The following is a 14,624-nucleotide window of genomic DNA, read 5'->3' on the forward strand; positions in this document are numbered from 1 at the left end:
TCGCTCGGAATGCCGATCTTGGCGCCGATCTCCTGGATCTGCTTCTTCTTCGCCGCACGGGCGATCTCGATGTCGGTCTTGAATTCGGCCATGACGGCTCCTCCGGAAATGATTGGCTGGATGGCGCCATGGCCACCATGTCGGCGCCATACAAGCGCGACATCGCTGTTGCCCGCCGTCTCAAAACAGCCGCCCAATGCACGGATTGCGACAGGGCGTGGTCGGCGAGGCTTGCGCGCCCGGATGGGCGCGCAGCGCCCTATCGGTCGAGTACGCCGCGGATTTCGACGATCTGCGAACGCGCCCGCAGCAGGTTGAAGCCCATCGTCGCCAGATGCGAGGGGAAGAGCGAGCTCGACTCGTTGCCGTTGGAGATGATCCAGGGCTGCATGTTGAGCGCGTCGCGCATCTGGGTCTGCATCGTATCCCACAACGTGGTCAGGTTGCGCTCGCGGATCACCGCCGAGAAGTCTTCGCGGGTCGCGCTCAGCATGCCGTAATAGGCATAGAGTTGGCCGTAGGCGAACCAGAAGCGGTCATCGGCGCGCGGATCGAACCAGCCGGCGTCGGACGCCTCGATCTGGCTACGCAGGATGTCCGACGTCGAGCCCATGTCGCCGGCGATGCGGTCGAGGAACTGGAGCAGGTTGTCGGCGCGGGCATCGAAGGTCGCCTGGCATTTTTCGAGGCTGGCGTTGAAGGCGTTCAGCTTCTGGATCGCCTCGCGGTAGACGCTTGGCGTCGGGCGCGTCGGGCCGCGCAGACCGATGTACCAGGCGTCTTCATCCCAGGCCAGCGCCGTGCGCGCATCCTGCAGGTTCTGGTCGATACGCGAGGTGCCGCGGGCGCGGCCCAGCGCATCGACAAGCTCGGTGGTGGTGCGGCGCAGCACCTGGTTGATGCCAAGCTGGAACGCGGCCTTGTTGTCCATGAAGGGCGTATTGCGCCACGGCACGCCGAAGAAGCCGATTTTCGACGCCAGCATGGAAGAAATCCAGGCGTTGCGGTTGACGTTGAAGTCGACGAGGTCGGCCGAGACGGCAGCGATTTCGGAGCGCTTGCAGCTTTGCGGCGCAGGTGCCGCCGCAGTGCCTGTCGCTGCGGCCGGCGCACCGATCGGATCACCCGCAAGTGCGTTCGCTGCCTGGGCGGTTTTCGAACCCGCCGCCACGCGAGCAGGGTAATCCGGGTCGAAATCCTTCCAGAACTGCGTGACGTAGAAGAAGTAGGCATAGAGGCCGACGATGGTGGCAACGATCAGCCCGACAACGGCCTTCAGAATCAGGCCGCGCTGGCCGTACCAGCGCCCCACCCACATGAACGGCCACAAGATGATGCCAATGACGAAGCCGATGCCACGCCCGATCAACTGGAATATCCGGGTGAAGAAATTCACGATCGGATCAAGCATTGGATGAATCCCCTCAGTCGGTCAGGCCGTAGAGCTGTGCGCGGAACGCTGCCTTGTCATTCAGATATGAGTTTTTCAGCGTGTCCACAACATTGGATCGCCAGGTCTCGTTGAGCTCTTGGTAGTCCTTGTAGAAACCTTGCTTGTTGAAGACGTAGCGCGACACCAAATCAGACGGCACGAATTCCGAAATCAGGCGGTTTGTCAGCCAGGCATCGGGATGGTCGGGCTTGGCGCGCACCACGAGGAAGCGGTGCAACGGGGCGACGTCCTCGAGCCGCAACTGGCCGAACTGCGCGATCTCGCGCTTAGCCGCATTGAGGAAGGGGAAAGTGCCGTCGCGGTTGATCGCATCGGCATGGCCATGGATCCATGTCTGCAGCCAGACCTTGTCGACTTCGCCGATGTTGCGCTTGGGTTCGGCCTGACGGATCAGTGCGCGCACCGCCATCTCGGCGCGATGTTCGAGATAGCCCGAACTTTCGATCCAGGAGGCGCGGGGCAGGTCTAGCCGGCCGGTCGAGGCAAGGAACTTGAACACCTTGTCGGCGTCCTTGATCGAGAGGTAGCTCACCTGCCAGGGCCGCGAGCGGCGGAAGCCTGGCGCTGCCGGATCGGAGATGACTGTCGTCACATCGGGATCGACGAAGACGTAGACGCCGCCGAAATGGCTGGTCCAGAACGCGTTGTGGCGGAAGATCACCTGGTCCGGCACGAGCGCGTTTTCGCGGATATCGCCGCAGACCTTGGCGAGATCGACCATGCGTTGAAGCATGGCGTCGTCGCGCCAGGCCTCGGGTTCCTGCTTCAGCTTGTCGACGAGCTTGCCGAGTTCGGCTGCCTTGCCGAGCACGTCCTCGGCCGACAGCACGCGGAATTCGACCTGGCTGATCGACAGAAGGTCCTCGATGTCCTCGACCTTGGACACGGAGTCCTCGATCTCGCCGTAGATCACGTCCTTGATCGTCAGCGCATCGATCGCGCGCTGGTTCTTGGACATGAATTCGTAGAGCAGCTGCGAGGTGTTGGAAAACGCGGTGTGCACCACCGGCAGGTCGATCTGCGACGGCGTCAGGATGATGAAGCGGCGGTTGACCTCGTTTGGGTCGAGATACTGGTAATCGCCGAGCTCTTCGGCAATCTCGGGCGAAAAGCCGGTGCGGTCGATCTGGAAACTCTTGAGTTTCGTCGGCTCCAGCCCGAACGCCCTCAGCGCCTTGTTGTAGCGCTCGATGAGATGCGGCTCGTCGATCGGCAGAAGCCGGCCGTAGATCAGTTCGTTGTCGCGAAGGAGGTCCATCAGAGTTGCCCCTCACCCTCACCCTCTCCCCGTGAAGGACGGGGAGAGGGGGGCGTCAGCGTTGCGGCCATCCTCCTTCTCCCCGTTGTTACGGGGAGAAGGTCCGGCAGGGGATGAGGGGCGGCGCGGACGCTCAATGTCGTTGTTCTCCATACCCGGCGGCAGCAAGGAAACGCAGATCAACTGCATCGACTTGTTTCTCAAGTCGACCTTCGAGGGCCGCCAGGATTGTGTCCATAACGCTCTCTCGTTCCTTCAGTGCATCGACGTTCCACAGCCGCAGAATCGACCAGTCCTCCGCGAGCATGTACTGGTCTCGAAATGGATCATGTTCGCTGCCAGCATGGTGGCTGCCGTCGAGCTCAACAACAAGCTTGGCTTCACGGCAGGCAAAGTCCGCATAATACGGGCCGATAGGAAGCTGCCTGTTGAACTTGTATCCGTTCAGCCTCCGGTCGCGAAGTTCTGTCCAAAGTGCCTGTTCAGCATCGTTGTCCGCTTTGCGCAGCGATCGCGCTCTGTTGGTCTTGGCAAGTTGTGGACCACGCATCAGGTTGCCCCTCACCCTTACCCTCTCCCCGTGAATGACGGAGAGAGGGGGGCTTCAACGTTGCCGCTTCGTCCTTCTCCGCGTCCTTCGCGGGGAGAAAGTGCCGGCAGGCGGATGAGGGGCAGCCGGAAGCTACGCATTCCACAACCCCTTCGCCTTCAGCTCTTCCATCTCCTTTTGCGCGCGTTCGCGCAGCCTTGCATCGCGCAGCAGCTTCGACACGGCAGCGTCGTCCGACTTGTCCGAATAGCGGAACTCGCTGTCGGCGTAGCGGTTGATTTCCTGCATCACCATGTCCATCGAGAACGGGCCGCGCAGTTCCTCGATCATCGCCTTCTTCTCGTCGTAGCCCTTGTGCATGAAGGTTTCCGGCTTCTCGAACCACTCGTCGGGCAGTTCGATGTCCATGGCGCGCATCTTGATGGCGTCGGTGACGTTCTTGATGGCGCGGCCGGTGAAGCGCGGCTCGGCTTCCTTGATCATGTGCAAATAGGTGCCGACGTCGGCCAACGTCTTGGGCGCGCCATTGTCCTTCATGAAACGCTCGAAGACCTTTTCCAGGCCTTCTTCCTGCGGCTTGGCATGCTCTTCATAAGCCTCGGTCACGGCGCGCTGGATTTCCTGCGCGGCGTAAAGCTGATGCTCTCCCAGCGGGATCTTGTGGTTCTTGCCGGCAAGCAGGACAAAGATGTCAATGTAGTCGTCGCGGGTCTGGGGGCCGTCGACCAGCCAGCGCGCGCCTGCGCGCTGGCGCAGCGCATCATCGACGTTTTCGGGATAGTTGGAAAACATGCCGAAGGAGCAGTTGCCGCGCACCACTGTGCCGGCACCGGCGAAGGCGTCCATCAGCACGCCGGTGATTTCCTGCTGGCCGGCGGAAGCCCGGTCGTCGGAGCGCTTGGCCGCCACCTGGTCGATGTCGTCGATGGTGCCGAAGCCGATGGCGCGGGGGTTGAGCACATTGTTGATGAACTGGCGGCAGTTCTGCCCCGACTTGCCCTGGTAGGAGGAGATCTGGTCGACGCCGAAATTCTCATAGGCGAAGGGATAGCCGGCGACCTGGCAGTAGTTGTTGACGAGGCCGGCGATCATCTGGATCAGCGTCGTCTTGCCGGTGCCCGGCGCGCCGTCGCCGATGAAGGTGAATAAAAAGCCGCCGAGTTCGACGAAGGGATTCATCTCGCGCTCGAAGTCGTAGGCCATGAGCATCTTGGCGAGCCTGACCGACTGGAACTTGGCGATGTGGTTGCCGACGACCTCCTCGGGCTTCTTGAAGGTCATCACCAGCGGCTTCGACTTCTTGCCAGGCGCTACGTCAAAACCGTCGAGCGTGAAGTCGTCGGCGTCGATGCGGATATGGGCATTCTCAAAGGCGCCGAGCCCGTCGAATCGGCCCTTGCGCTGGAGCAGGCCCTCGATCGTCACGCGGGCAAATGCGCGGGCGCGGGTCAAAAGGCCGGCGTCATCCTTCGCGCCAGCCAATGCCCGGTCGAGGCCAGAAACGATCGACTTCACCGCATCTTGCGGCGTGTCGAACAGGAAGTCGGGCTCGGCGACATCGTTGGGTGCTTCGCCGTCGCTGTCGATCAGCTGGGCGAGATAGGAGGCAAGCGAGAAAGCGGCGACATAGGCTGATGCTGAAAGCAGCTTCTTGAAATGCGAGGCCTCGTCGCCTTCCAGTGGTGCGCGCGCATTCTTCGCCTGCAGCGCCTCGAGATCGGTCGAGCGTGAAAAGACGTCGGAAACGGCAAGTGCCACAGCGATGCCGCGTCGGGCGCGGAACAAAAGCGTATGCTGGGGGATCGACATCAGCTGGTCGTCGGGGCGGACAGCGGTGACGGTCTTTTGCAGCTCGACCTCGCGCGTCTTGCGGATCGAACCGGTCGACACCGTCGATACGAAGCGGCGATTGGTGCCGGCAAGGGCCGTGCCCGACTGGCCGGACGAATCCTCCAGCACAACGATGCGGGTGATGAAGCTTTGCGCGGTTGCGCGGTGCTTTTCGATGTCGGCTTCGGAAATCGTGGTCAGGCCGGTGTCCATTGAACCCTCGCTCGTTCAGGGGAGCGTCGGCGCTGCCCCTCATCCCCTGCCGGACCTTCTCCCCGTGAAGACGGGGAGAAGGAGGCCGGCCGCAACGTCGACGTCTCCCTCTCCCCGTTGTTCACGGGGAGAGGGTAAGGGTGAGGGGCTGAGCAGCCCCAGGCAGATCGTGCGCTAAACATCCGAAATCACCTGTCCCTTCGACAGGATATGCACCTTGTAGCCGGCGAAAATCTTTTCGGCTTCGCCCGCCGCATACAGTGCCTGATAGGCTTCGTGCGGAATGAGCGCGTGCTTTTCGTAGTTCGACACGCCCTGGCGCGCGGCTTCGAGATCGTCGGTGTTGATGAAGAATTCCTCGCTCGCCGGTTCGCTCGACCACAGGCCCTTGCGTCCCGGCTTTTCGGCCTTCGAGTAAACCTCCTGGATGGTCCAGGTCAGCAGCCAGGCGTTGTCCGCCTTGCGCACCTTGGACAATACCTCGCTCACCGTCGAATTGTGGTCGGTGATGCCGGCCGAATAGAACGGCCCGAGCACCATGCGCCTCAGCTGCTTGGGGTGCAGTTCGGGAAAATCCTTGTCGAGATTGGTCGCAACCGTCAGCGGAGAGAGCGAATAGGCCGAGTTTTTCTCTGTAAAGTCATCGAAGCGATGGGCGAGGTCAGGGTTGAGCAACCCTTCGACAGGAAGCGGAATGTCGATCTTTTCGTTAAGCTTTCCGGTCTTGGTATCGACCAACTGGTCGACCATCGCCTCGGATGAATCCTCCACCGTCGCCATATAGATCAGCGGCAGGTTGGCCGTGCCGTCGAAGCTGCCCCAGTGGACGAGATAATAAGGCCGCATCGACTTCGGGTTGACCGACACCTTGGCTGTCTGCGCCAGGATGAAGGGGGAAAAGGTCACGCCATCCTTGACGTCTTCGAGGTAAAGCCGCTCGGCCATCGAGCGCTGCAGCGCCTCGGGGAATTCCTTGTGGCGCAGGATGAAGTCGGCCATCTCCTCGCGCAATTCGCCTGCAGGCGGGATGCTGGCAAGGCGCTGCGCGGCGCTGCGGCGGTCGTTTTCAAGCTCCAGCACGTTTTGGAAGACAGGAAAGCCGCTTTCGGCGCGGGAAATCTTGAAGGTCTCCAGGAAGCCGAGCCGGTTGCGCCAGCAGGCGAACGAACGTTCCAGCCGCGCGATGTACTCAGCCGCGACCTTGGCGACGATGCCGTGCCGGTAGAGCGGCGAGCGGTCGTCGCGCATGAAGATTTCAAGCCCGCTCAGCGCCGCCGCAATCGCGTCGAAATAGCGGACGGCTGGGTCGTCGGTGGGGGTCATAGGCGAAACCTTGAATGCATGGGCTCGACGTTGCCCCCCTCTGGCCTGCCGGCCATCTCCCCCACAGGTGGGGAGATTAGCTGTCGTGTTCGCTGCGGCCCGCTTTTCATCGCCGAAAATTGGCGAAGTCCAAGCCGCCGCCTGATCTCCCCCTTTGAGGGGGAGATGGCCGGCAGGCCAGAGGGGGGCGCGACAGGGCGCAACATTAACCTGGCTGGCCTAGTTACGACTGCACATAATCCGAAGCGTTGTGCTTCTTCAGCACGTCGTCGAAGCGGCGGGCGAAGGCGTCGTCGGCGAGCTTCTTGCGGCGCTGGATGTCGGCGGTCGCCACCATGTTTTTCTCGTGCAGTTCGAGCAGGTCGCCGATGTGTTTCTGGGCGGCTGCACCGATGCCGGCCATGGTCTCTTCGGCGGTGTTGTCGACCTTCGAGCCCAGCGTGTTGATCTTGTGGGCAACGTCCTGCTGGGCCGCCGTCTTCAGCGAATCCTCGAGCGCCTTGTAGAGCACGATGCGCTGCTCGGTATCGATGGTCAGCTTGTTGATCAGCGTGTTCTGCGCCGCGATCTGGTTGTTCAGCGAATCGACGAAGGTCTGGAACATCGAGGTGTAGCGTTCGAGCGTCTGGCTCTCGGCCAGAAGCTCCTGCTCCTTGGCCTGCTTCTCGTTGTATTCGGTCGCGAGCTTGGAGCGCTCGGATTCGAGATCGGTGCGCTCCTTCTGGCTGGTCGAGGCGGCGATCTTGTTTTCGATGTCGAGCAGAAGCGGGTTCAGCTCCTCGATGCGCTTTTGCGTCGCTTCGAGATTGGCCATGGTGGTCTTGCGGCGTTCTATGACCTGGGAAAGGCTCGTTTCCGAGGTCTTGTAACGCTCGTCGAGCACCTGCTTCTGCGCCTTGAGGATGCCAACGATGGTGTCGGACTTGACGAGCAGCTCCTGCAGATTGCCGGCCAGCGACATGTTGCGCACGCGGTCGGTGCGCATGCGCTGCTTGCTCGCCGGCGAGAAGATGCCGATGAAGGTTTCCCAGCCGGTGAAGCTCTTCATGCTTTCGAATTCGGAGCCGAACACGTTGGTTGCGTCCTCAAGCCCGATGATCAGGTCGGCGATGTTGCCTTCCATCACCTTCTGCTGCTTGAGCACGTCCTGGATGCGCGCATTCTCGATGTCGAAGTCGGCCGCGCCGATCTTGGCGTCTGTCGTGGCGATCTTGTCGAGCACGGTTCCCGATTGCTCGATCTTGGTGCGCATGTCCTGAACGACCTGCTTGGTCTTGGCGATTTCGGCATCGAAATTCTGCAGCGTTGCCATACGTTCCTCCGGTGTCGAATGCGCGATATTGGAGGCGAATATATGTGGCGCATCTTTCGATTGAAAGACGCAACGCATATTTCACATTTCGCAGACGAGACCTTGCGATCTTAACCAACTGCTTCGCGATTTGTTGTATCTGTTGGCTACCAAAGGCGTTTCTGGGGGGGCGCACGGCGGGCCGTTCGAACCCAGGCAGATCATGAAGCTCGACTTCCCGACCCTCTACATCGTCATCCTGCTCAACTCGCTCACCCTGACGGTCATCTGGGGAGCGATTGCCCATGTCCACCGCAATATTGCCGCGGCCAGGCATTGGCTGGGCGCCTGCATCCTCACCACGGTAGGCGGCGGATTGCTCGCCATGCAGGGCGACGGCTTCAGTCTCGCCCTTGCGATTTCCGGCAACGCCCTGGTCATCTTCGGATTCGGTCTGGTCTGGATCGGCGTCAGGAGTTTCTACGGCAGGTCCGGAGGCTGGTGGACCAGCGCCCTGGTCACGCTGGTTGGCGTCGCGGTCCTCACCATCGTCCGCGACAGTTCGGAGGCGCGCAACGTCGTCTATGCCTCGGGCCAGATCGTTCTGGTATCTCTCGCCAGCTTCCACCTGCTGTTTCGCGAGGAGCGCAGCCTCGGCGCCTGGGTCGCGGCCCTGGCCATGATCGTTGGGATCCTCGGGCAGGGCGCGGAAGCGGTCATGAACCTGATGCGGATCGCGGGGGTCCTTTCGGATGTGGCCTATTACGACTTTGCCGCCTTCTGCCTGCTGACCATCATCTTCGGTGCCGTAGTGTGGAATTTCGGCTTCGTGCTTTTGGCAATCGACCGGCTGCGCAGCGAACTGGCCGCGCTGGCCGTCGCCGACGAGCTTACCGGGCTCCCCAATCGACGCCGCTTCGTGGAGATCGCGACAGCGGAGGCATTGCGTGCCGTGCGAAGCGAAAAGCCGTATTCGGTACTCATGATCGACCTCGACGACTTCAAGGCGATCAACGACATATGCGGTCACGCTGCCGGAGATGCGGCACTTCGGCACTTTGCAGGGTCCGCTGGCGCATTGCTGCCGGCACAGGCCACGCTGGCGCGTCTGGGCGGTGACGAATTCTGCGTGCTCCTGCCCGAGACGGCAGCACGCGAAGCAGCAGCGGTAGCGGACCAACTGGTTCGCGGGTTCCACTCAGCGGATTTCGACTGGAAGGGCGAAAAGGTTGCCCTGACCGCGAGCATAGGCGTCGCCGAATGGCTCCCTGCATATGGTGCCGATCCGGCAACGGTCATCGAAAAGGCCGACGCAGCGCTGTACGAAACTAAGAGGAGCGGGCGAAACGGATACTCGATCTTCTGCTCAAAGGCGGTGAAGGTTGCTTCCAACAGCAATCAGGCGGCCGGTTCGCTTGCTTCCGGGACAGAGACGCGGCGCCTCATCTGCCAATGAAGCCGACGAGGTCGTCGGGCTGGGCACGGCCCATCTCTTCTTCCCAGTGGCGGCGGCACAGCGAGACATAGACGTCCTTGCCGATCGCCACCTGCTCGCCTTGGCGGGCGACCTTGCCGTCTTCGCCGAGCCGAACCACCATCGTTGCCTTGCGCCCGCAACGGCAGATGGTGCGCACTTCGCGCAGTTCGTCGGCGATGGCCAGAAGCGCCTGCGAGCCGCTGAACAGGTTGCCCTGGAAGTCGGTGCGCAAACCATAGCACATGACGGGAATGTTGAGCCGGTCGGTGACTCGCGCCAGTTGCCAGACCTGCTCGTCTTCCAGGAACTGCGCTTCGTCGACGAAGACGCAGTGAATGTTGGTATGCTGGTGGTGTTCGGCGATGCGGGCGAAGAGATCGTCGCCGCCGCGGAATATCTCGGCCTCGGCCTCAAGCCCGATGCGGGATGAGATGTAGCCCTTGTCGCCCTTGCGATAGTGGCCGGCGATGAACAGCATCGTGGTCATGCCGCGCTCGCGGTAGTTGTAGGACGCCTGCAACAGCATGGTCGTCTTGCCGGCGTTCATCGTGGCGTAGTGGAAATAGAGCTTGGCCATGACGCCCTTCTATTCCGAAGCTGCCCCAACTGGGGAGGTGCCTGTGTCGCCATCCACCGCAAAAAACCGGTGCCATGTCGCTGATGGATCAGCCTGCGGCGTCTGTCGTTGGGTCATGTCACTTGAATCCAAAGGAAAATGGTGTTTGGCTCGCGACAAAGACGAACAACAACACTAACGCGTTGCCATCAAATATCGAATGGGAGAAATCTATATGTCGCGCATGAAATCACTCGCCGTCGCGATCGGCGTGTCGACGTTTCTTTCGACCGGCGCTGCCTTCGCCGCCGAACCGGAAAGCTGCAAGGTGGTACGGCTCTCCGACGTCGGCTGGACCGACATCCAGGCGACCACCGGCGTTGCCTCGGTGCTGCTCACCGCGCTCGGCTACGAGCCGCAGGTCATCCAGCTGTCGGTTCCGGTCACCTATGCATCGCTGAAGAACAACGACCTCGACGTCTTCCTCGGCAACTGGATGCCGTCGATGACCAACGACATCAAGGACTATACCGCCGACGGCTCGGTTGAGACCATCGGCGTGAACCTGTCCGGCGCGGGCTACGGCATTGTCGTGCCGACCTATGTCGCGGAAGCCGGCGTCAAGACGCTGACCGATCTCGGCAAGTTCAAGGACAAGTTCAACGGCAAGATCTACGGTATCGAAGCCGGCAATGACGGCAACCGGATCATCCTCGACATGATCAAGAACCCGGCCGACAACCTCGAGGGCTTCGAACTTGTCGAATCGTCCGAGGCCGGCATGTTGACCCAGGCCGAGCAGTCGATGAAGGCCAATGAATGGATCGCCTTCCTCGGCTGGACGCCGCATCCGGTCATGGGCGCGATGAAGATCACCTATCTCGATGGCATGGGCGATTCCGGCTTCGGTGAAGCCACCGTCAGCACCAATGTGCGCAAGGGTTATGTCCAGGAGTGCCCGAATGTCGGCAAGCTCCTCGGCAACCTGAAGTTCAACCTCGCCATGGAAGGCGAGATGATGGACGCCATCCTCAAGGGCGGCAACGCCAACGACGCCGCGACCGCATGGCTCAAGGCCAATCCCGATGCGGTGACGCCCTGGCTCGCCGGCGTGACGACTTTCGACGGCGGCGATGCCGCCGCTGCCGTGAAGGCGGCTCTCGGTAGCTAAAAGCAAACGGTCGGCGTCGCGTAGCCCCTCATCCGACCCTGAGTCTATCGAAGGGCCGGCACCTTCTCCCCGTCAAGGACGGGGAGAAGGGGGCTGTCGCGACGCAGACGACTCCCTCGCCCGTTCTTACGGGGAGAGGGTAAGGGTGAGGGGCGGCGCAATCGCCTTTCCAGATAGCGCGAGGGGACGACATGGATCCGATTTCGAAATTCCTGGCTGCCTGGAAAATCCCCATCGGCGCCTGGGGCAAGGCGTTCTTCACCTTCCTGACCGACAACTTCAACACCTTCTTCCGCGGCTTTTCCAACGGGCTCAACTTCCTGCTCAACGGGCTGGTCGATGGGCTGCTGTTTCTGCCTCCCGTCGTCGTCGTGGCGCTGGTCGCGCTGCTTGCCTGGTATCTGCAGCGCTCGCGGGCACTCGCTATCGGCGTTGCGCTCGGCCTCTTGTTCATCATCAACCAGGGCCTGTGGAAGCAGACCGTCGAAACGCTGGTTCTGGTCGTCGCCGCCGCCGCCGCCTCGATGCTGATCGGCGTGCCGCTTGGCATCTGGGCCGCGCACAAGCCCAAGGTCTACCGCTTCATGCTGCCGGTGCTAGACCTGATGCAGACGCTGCCCACCTTCGTCTACCTGATCCCGGTGCTCACCCTGTTCGGCCTCGGCAACGCGCCCGGCCTCATCGTCACCATCATCTTCGTCATCCCGACCGCCGTTCGCCTGACCCATCTCGGCGTCGTGTCGGTGCCGACGGCGATCATCGAGGCCGGCCAGGCCTTCGGTGCCACCAAGCGCCAGCTGTTGTGGAAGGTCGAGCTGCCGGCCGCCTTGCCCACCATCATGGCGGGGCTCACCCAGTGCATCATGCTGTCGCTGTCGATGGTGGTCTTCGCCGCCCTCATCGGTGCCGGCGGCCTCGGCACCGAAATCAACCGGGCGCTCGGGTCGCGCAAGATCGATCTCGGACTTGAGGCGGGCCTGGCGATCGTCGTGCTGGCCATCGTGCTCGACCGGATGACGCGCATCGGCGTGGGAGGCAAGAAATGAACGTCGCCGTCGATTTCAAGAATGTCGACATCGTCTTCGGCGCCGAGACCGGCGCATCGCTCGCCATGCTCGACAAGGGCGCTACCCGCGCCGAGATACTCGAAAAAACCGGCAATGTGCTGGGCTGCGCGGGCGCCAACCTTACCGTCAACGAGGGCGAAATCTCGGTCCTCATGGGCCTGTCCGGCTCAGGCAAGTCAACGCTGCTGCGCGCCGTCAACCGTCTCAACATCGTCTCGCGCGGCTCGGTCATGGTCAAGGACGGCGACAAGATGGTCGACGTCGTTTCTTGTGACGAAGCCACGCTGCGTCGCCTGCGCCAGCATCAGGTCGCCATGGTGTTCCAGCAGTTCGGGCTCTTGCCTTGGCGCACCGTCGAGGAAAATGTCGGCCTTGGCCTCGAACTCGCCGGCATGCCGGAAGCCGAGCGCAAGCAGAAGGTCGGCAAGCAGCTCGATCTCGTCAATCTGACGCCTTGGGCCAAGAAATACGCCCATGAACTGTCGGGCGGCATGCAGCAGCGCGTCGGCCTGGCGCGCGCTTTCGCCACGGAGGCGCCTATCCTGTTGATGGACGAGCCGTTTTCCGCCCTGGATCCGCTGATCAGGACAAAGCTCCAGGACGAACTTCTGCAGCTGCAAAAGACGCTGAAGAAGACCATCATCTTCGTCAGCCACGACCTCGAGGAAGCGCTCAAGATCGGCAACACCATCACGATCATGGAGGGCGGGCGCATCGTCCAGTCCGGGCCGCCCGAGGACATCGTCCTTCGACCCGCCAATGACTATGTCCGCGATTTCATCGCCAATGTGAATCCGCTGTCGGTGCTGACGGCATGGAACGTCATGCGCGACCGCCGCGATCTCGAAGATGCGGGCGAGGGCTGGCTCTGGCTCGACCGGCGCAAGACGACAAGATTCAAGATCGACGGGCAAGGTCTGGTCGCGGCCGCCGAACGCAACGGCAAGCCGGCCGTCTGGGTGTCGGTCGACGAGATCGAAAAGTCGTCCGATGAGTCCTCGCACGTCTTCTGGGCCAAGCCAGGCACGTCGCTCAAGCTGGTGATGCTCGCCATGCACCGGTCGCAGACGTCGCCGGTCGCCCTGTTCGACGACCAGTCACGCTTCGTCGGCGCCATCGGCATCCGCGACGTGCTGTCAGCGGTGCTGCGGCGATGACTGCTTCCACCCGCGAGCCGGCGGATAGCCATGCTCGCGGGGCCTGCGGGGATCACGTCAAGCTGCGATCGCGCCGGCAATTGCGTCCTTCAAGGCGAGCCTGCGCTTTCGCAACGTTGCCTCGTGCTCCTGGCTGACCGGCTCGATCTTGGTCTCGGCCTTGTGGATCTGGTCGTTCACTTCGTCATATTCTTCGAGAACACGAGCAAAATGGGCATCCTGCGCCTTCAGGGCGTGGATCGCTTCGAGCTTGCCGGGGAATTCTTCACCCAGGGTGTGAGGCGTGTTCGACATCGTCTGCTCCTTGTGTTGTCTCAGAGCAGGCTACCCCGCCCAGGCAGTACGGGGTTTGATCCTGGTCAAACCGATGTCGATTGCGCGGTGCGCCGCTAAATATCCAGGAACACGTCGAAGCCGCCATAGATCAGGCGCTTGCCGTCGAATGGCCACTGCGCCGGATCGCTCTTCATGCGCGGGTCTTCCATGACCTTTTTCGAGATGGCGTCGCGCTGGTCACGCGACCGGTAAACCACCCATGCAAAGATCACGATCTCGTCCTCCTTGGCCTGAACCGCGCGCGGGAACGAGGTGACTTCGCCCTTGGGCACGTCGTCGCCCATGCATTCGACATAGGCCAGTGCGCCATGATCCTTCCAGACCTGGCCAGCGTTTCGCGCCATCTCCTTGTAGGCTTCGATGTTCTTCTTCGGCACTGCGAGTACGAATCCGTCGACGTAAGACATGAAGGGTCTCCTCTCGTTGCAACTGCCCCCAGGACGATTGGCGTAACCTTGATCCGACTCCCTGTCGTATGAAAGCATTGCGCTGGCGACGGGCCTTTCACCTTAAACGGGCAACTGCGGGGATGGTTTCGATCGGCGCGGCAACAGTTGCTTGTGCAGAGGGGCGCCCCATATTTTCGGGGTATTTCGATTGGTTGGCCGCAATGCCCGAAACCGTGACAGTCCCCCGCACCAGGCTGCGCCCCAAGACCGAGCGGCCGAAGCTGCACAAGGTCATCCTTGTCAATGACGACTACACGCCGCGCGAGTTCGTCGTCACGGTGCTCAAGGGCGAGTTTCACATGTCCGAGGATCAGGCCCAACGGGTAATGATCACCGCGCATCGGCGCGGGGTGTGCGTGGTCGCGGTGTTTACCAAGGATGTCGCCGAGACCAAGGCGACGCGCGCGTCGGACGCAGGACGCGCCAAGGGCTATCCGCTGCAGTTCACGACGGAACCGGAGGAGTGAGGGTGAGACGGAGCCATAGCGGAGTG

Annotated in this window: 14 protein-coding genes; 5 read left to right on the forward strand and 9 right to left on the reverse strand. The window is 61.9% G+C overall.

Going from position 1 to position 14,624, the window contains the following annotated elements; all coding sequences use genetic code 11:
- Positions 1 to 259 precede the first annotated feature (259 nt).
- The 6 genes from C8K44_RS22585 to C8K44_RS22620 all read right to left on the reverse strand — a co-directional run bounded on the left by C8K44_RS22585 (position 260) and on the right by C8K44_RS22620 (position 7,939).
- Positions 260 to 1,411, reverse strand: coding sequence for a DUF2333 family protein (locus C8K44_RS22585; RefSeq protein WP_109578030.1), 1,152 nt, complete (start codon positions 1,409 to 1,411; stop codon positions 260 to 262).
- 13 nt (positions 1,412 to 1,424) lie between these two features.
- On the reverse strand, positions 1,425 to 2,711 hold the full coding sequence (locus C8K44_RS22590; RefSeq protein WP_109578031.1) for a DUF6638 family protein: 1,287 nt from the start codon (positions 2,709 to 2,711) through the stop codon (positions 1,425 to 1,427).
- Between the two features lie 133 nt (positions 2,712 to 2,844).
- Complete coding sequence (locus C8K44_RS22600) at positions 2,845 to 3,261, reverse strand: DUF559 domain-containing protein (RefSeq protein WP_109578032.1); 417 nt, start codon at positions 3,259 to 3,261, stop codon at positions 2,845 to 2,847.
- A 132-nt stretch (positions 3,262 to 3,393) separates the two neighbouring features.
- Positions 3,394 to 5,304 carry an AAA family ATPase gene (locus tag C8K44_RS22605; protein ID WP_109578033.1) on the reverse strand — a complete coding sequence of 637 codons (1,911 nt, stop codon included), beginning with the start codon at positions 5,302 to 5,304 and terminating at the stop codon, positions 3,394 to 3,396.
- 174 nt (positions 5,305 to 5,478) lie between these two features.
- Positions 5,479 to 6,627 carry a hypothetical protein gene (locus C8K44_RS22610; RefSeq protein WP_109578034.1) on the reverse strand — a complete coding sequence of 383 codons (1,149 nt, stop codon included), beginning with the start codon at positions 6,625 to 6,627 and terminating at the stop codon, positions 5,479 to 5,481.
- Positions 6,628 to 6,850: 223 nt separating this feature from the next.
- On the reverse strand, positions 6,851 to 7,939 hold the full coding sequence (locus C8K44_RS22620) for a hypothetical protein (protein WP_109578035.1): 1,089 nt from the start codon (positions 7,937 to 7,939) through the stop codon (positions 6,851 to 6,853).
- Between the two features lie 202 nt (positions 7,940 to 8,141).
- Between C8K44_RS22620 and C8K44_RS22625 the strand changes: the two genes are divergently transcribed.
- Positions 8,142 to 9,374, forward strand: a complete 1,233-nt coding sequence (locus C8K44_RS22625) for a GGDEF domain-containing protein (RefSeq protein WP_109578100.1) — start codon at positions 8,142 to 8,144, stop codon at positions 9,372 to 9,374.
- Here the strand turns inward: C8K44_RS22625 and C8K44_RS22630 are convergent.
- Positions 9,361 to 9,972 (reverse strand): thymidine kinase, encoded by a 612-nt coding sequence (locus C8K44_RS22630; protein WP_109578036.1) that lies wholly within the window; start codon positions 9,970 to 9,972, stop codon positions 9,361 to 9,363. The two genes, C8K44_RS22625 and C8K44_RS22630, sit on opposite strands and share 14 nt — an antisense overlap.
- A 214-nt stretch (positions 9,973 to 10,186) precedes the next feature.
- Here C8K44_RS22630 and choX point away from each other — a divergent pair, with 214 nt between their 5' ends.
- From choX to choV, 3 genes are all read left to right on the forward strand, one after another.
- Entirely contained in the window at positions 10,187 to 11,122 is a 936-nt protein-coding gene (choX, locus tag C8K44_RS22635; protein ID WP_109578037.1) for a choline ABC transporter substrate-binding protein, read from the forward strand.
- A 191-nt stretch (positions 11,123 to 11,313) separates the two neighbouring features.
- On the forward strand, positions 11,314 to 12,168 hold the full coding sequence (gene choW / locus C8K44_RS22640; RefSeq protein ID WP_109578038.1) for a choline ABC transporter permease subunit: 855 nt from the start codon (positions 11,314 to 11,316) through the stop codon (positions 12,166 to 12,168).
- On the forward strand, positions 12,165 to 13,346 hold the full coding sequence (gene choV, locus C8K44_RS22645; RefSeq protein ID WP_109578039.1) for a choline ABC transporter ATP-binding protein: 1,182 nt from the start codon (positions 12,165 to 12,167) through the stop codon (positions 13,344 to 13,346). The genes choW and choV overlap by 4 nt, the downstream gene beginning before the upstream one ends.
- 57 nt (positions 13,347 to 13,403) lie before the next feature.
- On the opposite strand, the gene C8K44_RS22650 is transcribed toward choV, so the two are convergent.
- Complete coding sequence (locus C8K44_RS22650; protein WP_109578040.1) at positions 13,404 to 13,640, reverse strand: YdcH family protein; 237 nt, start codon at positions 13,638 to 13,640, stop codon at positions 13,404 to 13,406.
- A 95-nt stretch (positions 13,641 to 13,735) separates the two neighbouring features.
- Complete coding sequence (locus C8K44_RS22655) at positions 13,736 to 14,089, reverse strand: DUF1428 family protein (protein WP_109578041.1); 354 nt, start codon at positions 14,087 to 14,089, stop codon at positions 13,736 to 13,738.
- A gap of 203 nt (positions 14,090 to 14,292) precedes the next feature.
- Here C8K44_RS22655 and clpS point away from each other — a divergent pair, with 203 nt between their 5' ends.
- Positions 14,293 to 14,598 carry an ATP-dependent Clp protease adapter ClpS gene (gene clpS / locus C8K44_RS22660; protein WP_109578042.1) on the forward strand — a complete coding sequence of 102 codons (306 nt, stop codon included), beginning with the start codon at positions 14,293 to 14,295 and terminating at the stop codon, positions 14,596 to 14,598.
- Positions 14,599 to 14,624: the final 26 nt, after the last annotated feature.

Origin of the sequence: Aminobacter sp. AP02 (assembly GCF_003148805.1) — a bacterium.
GTDB lineage: Bacteria > Pseudomonadota > Alphaproteobacteria > Rhizobiales > Rhizobiaceae > Aminobacter.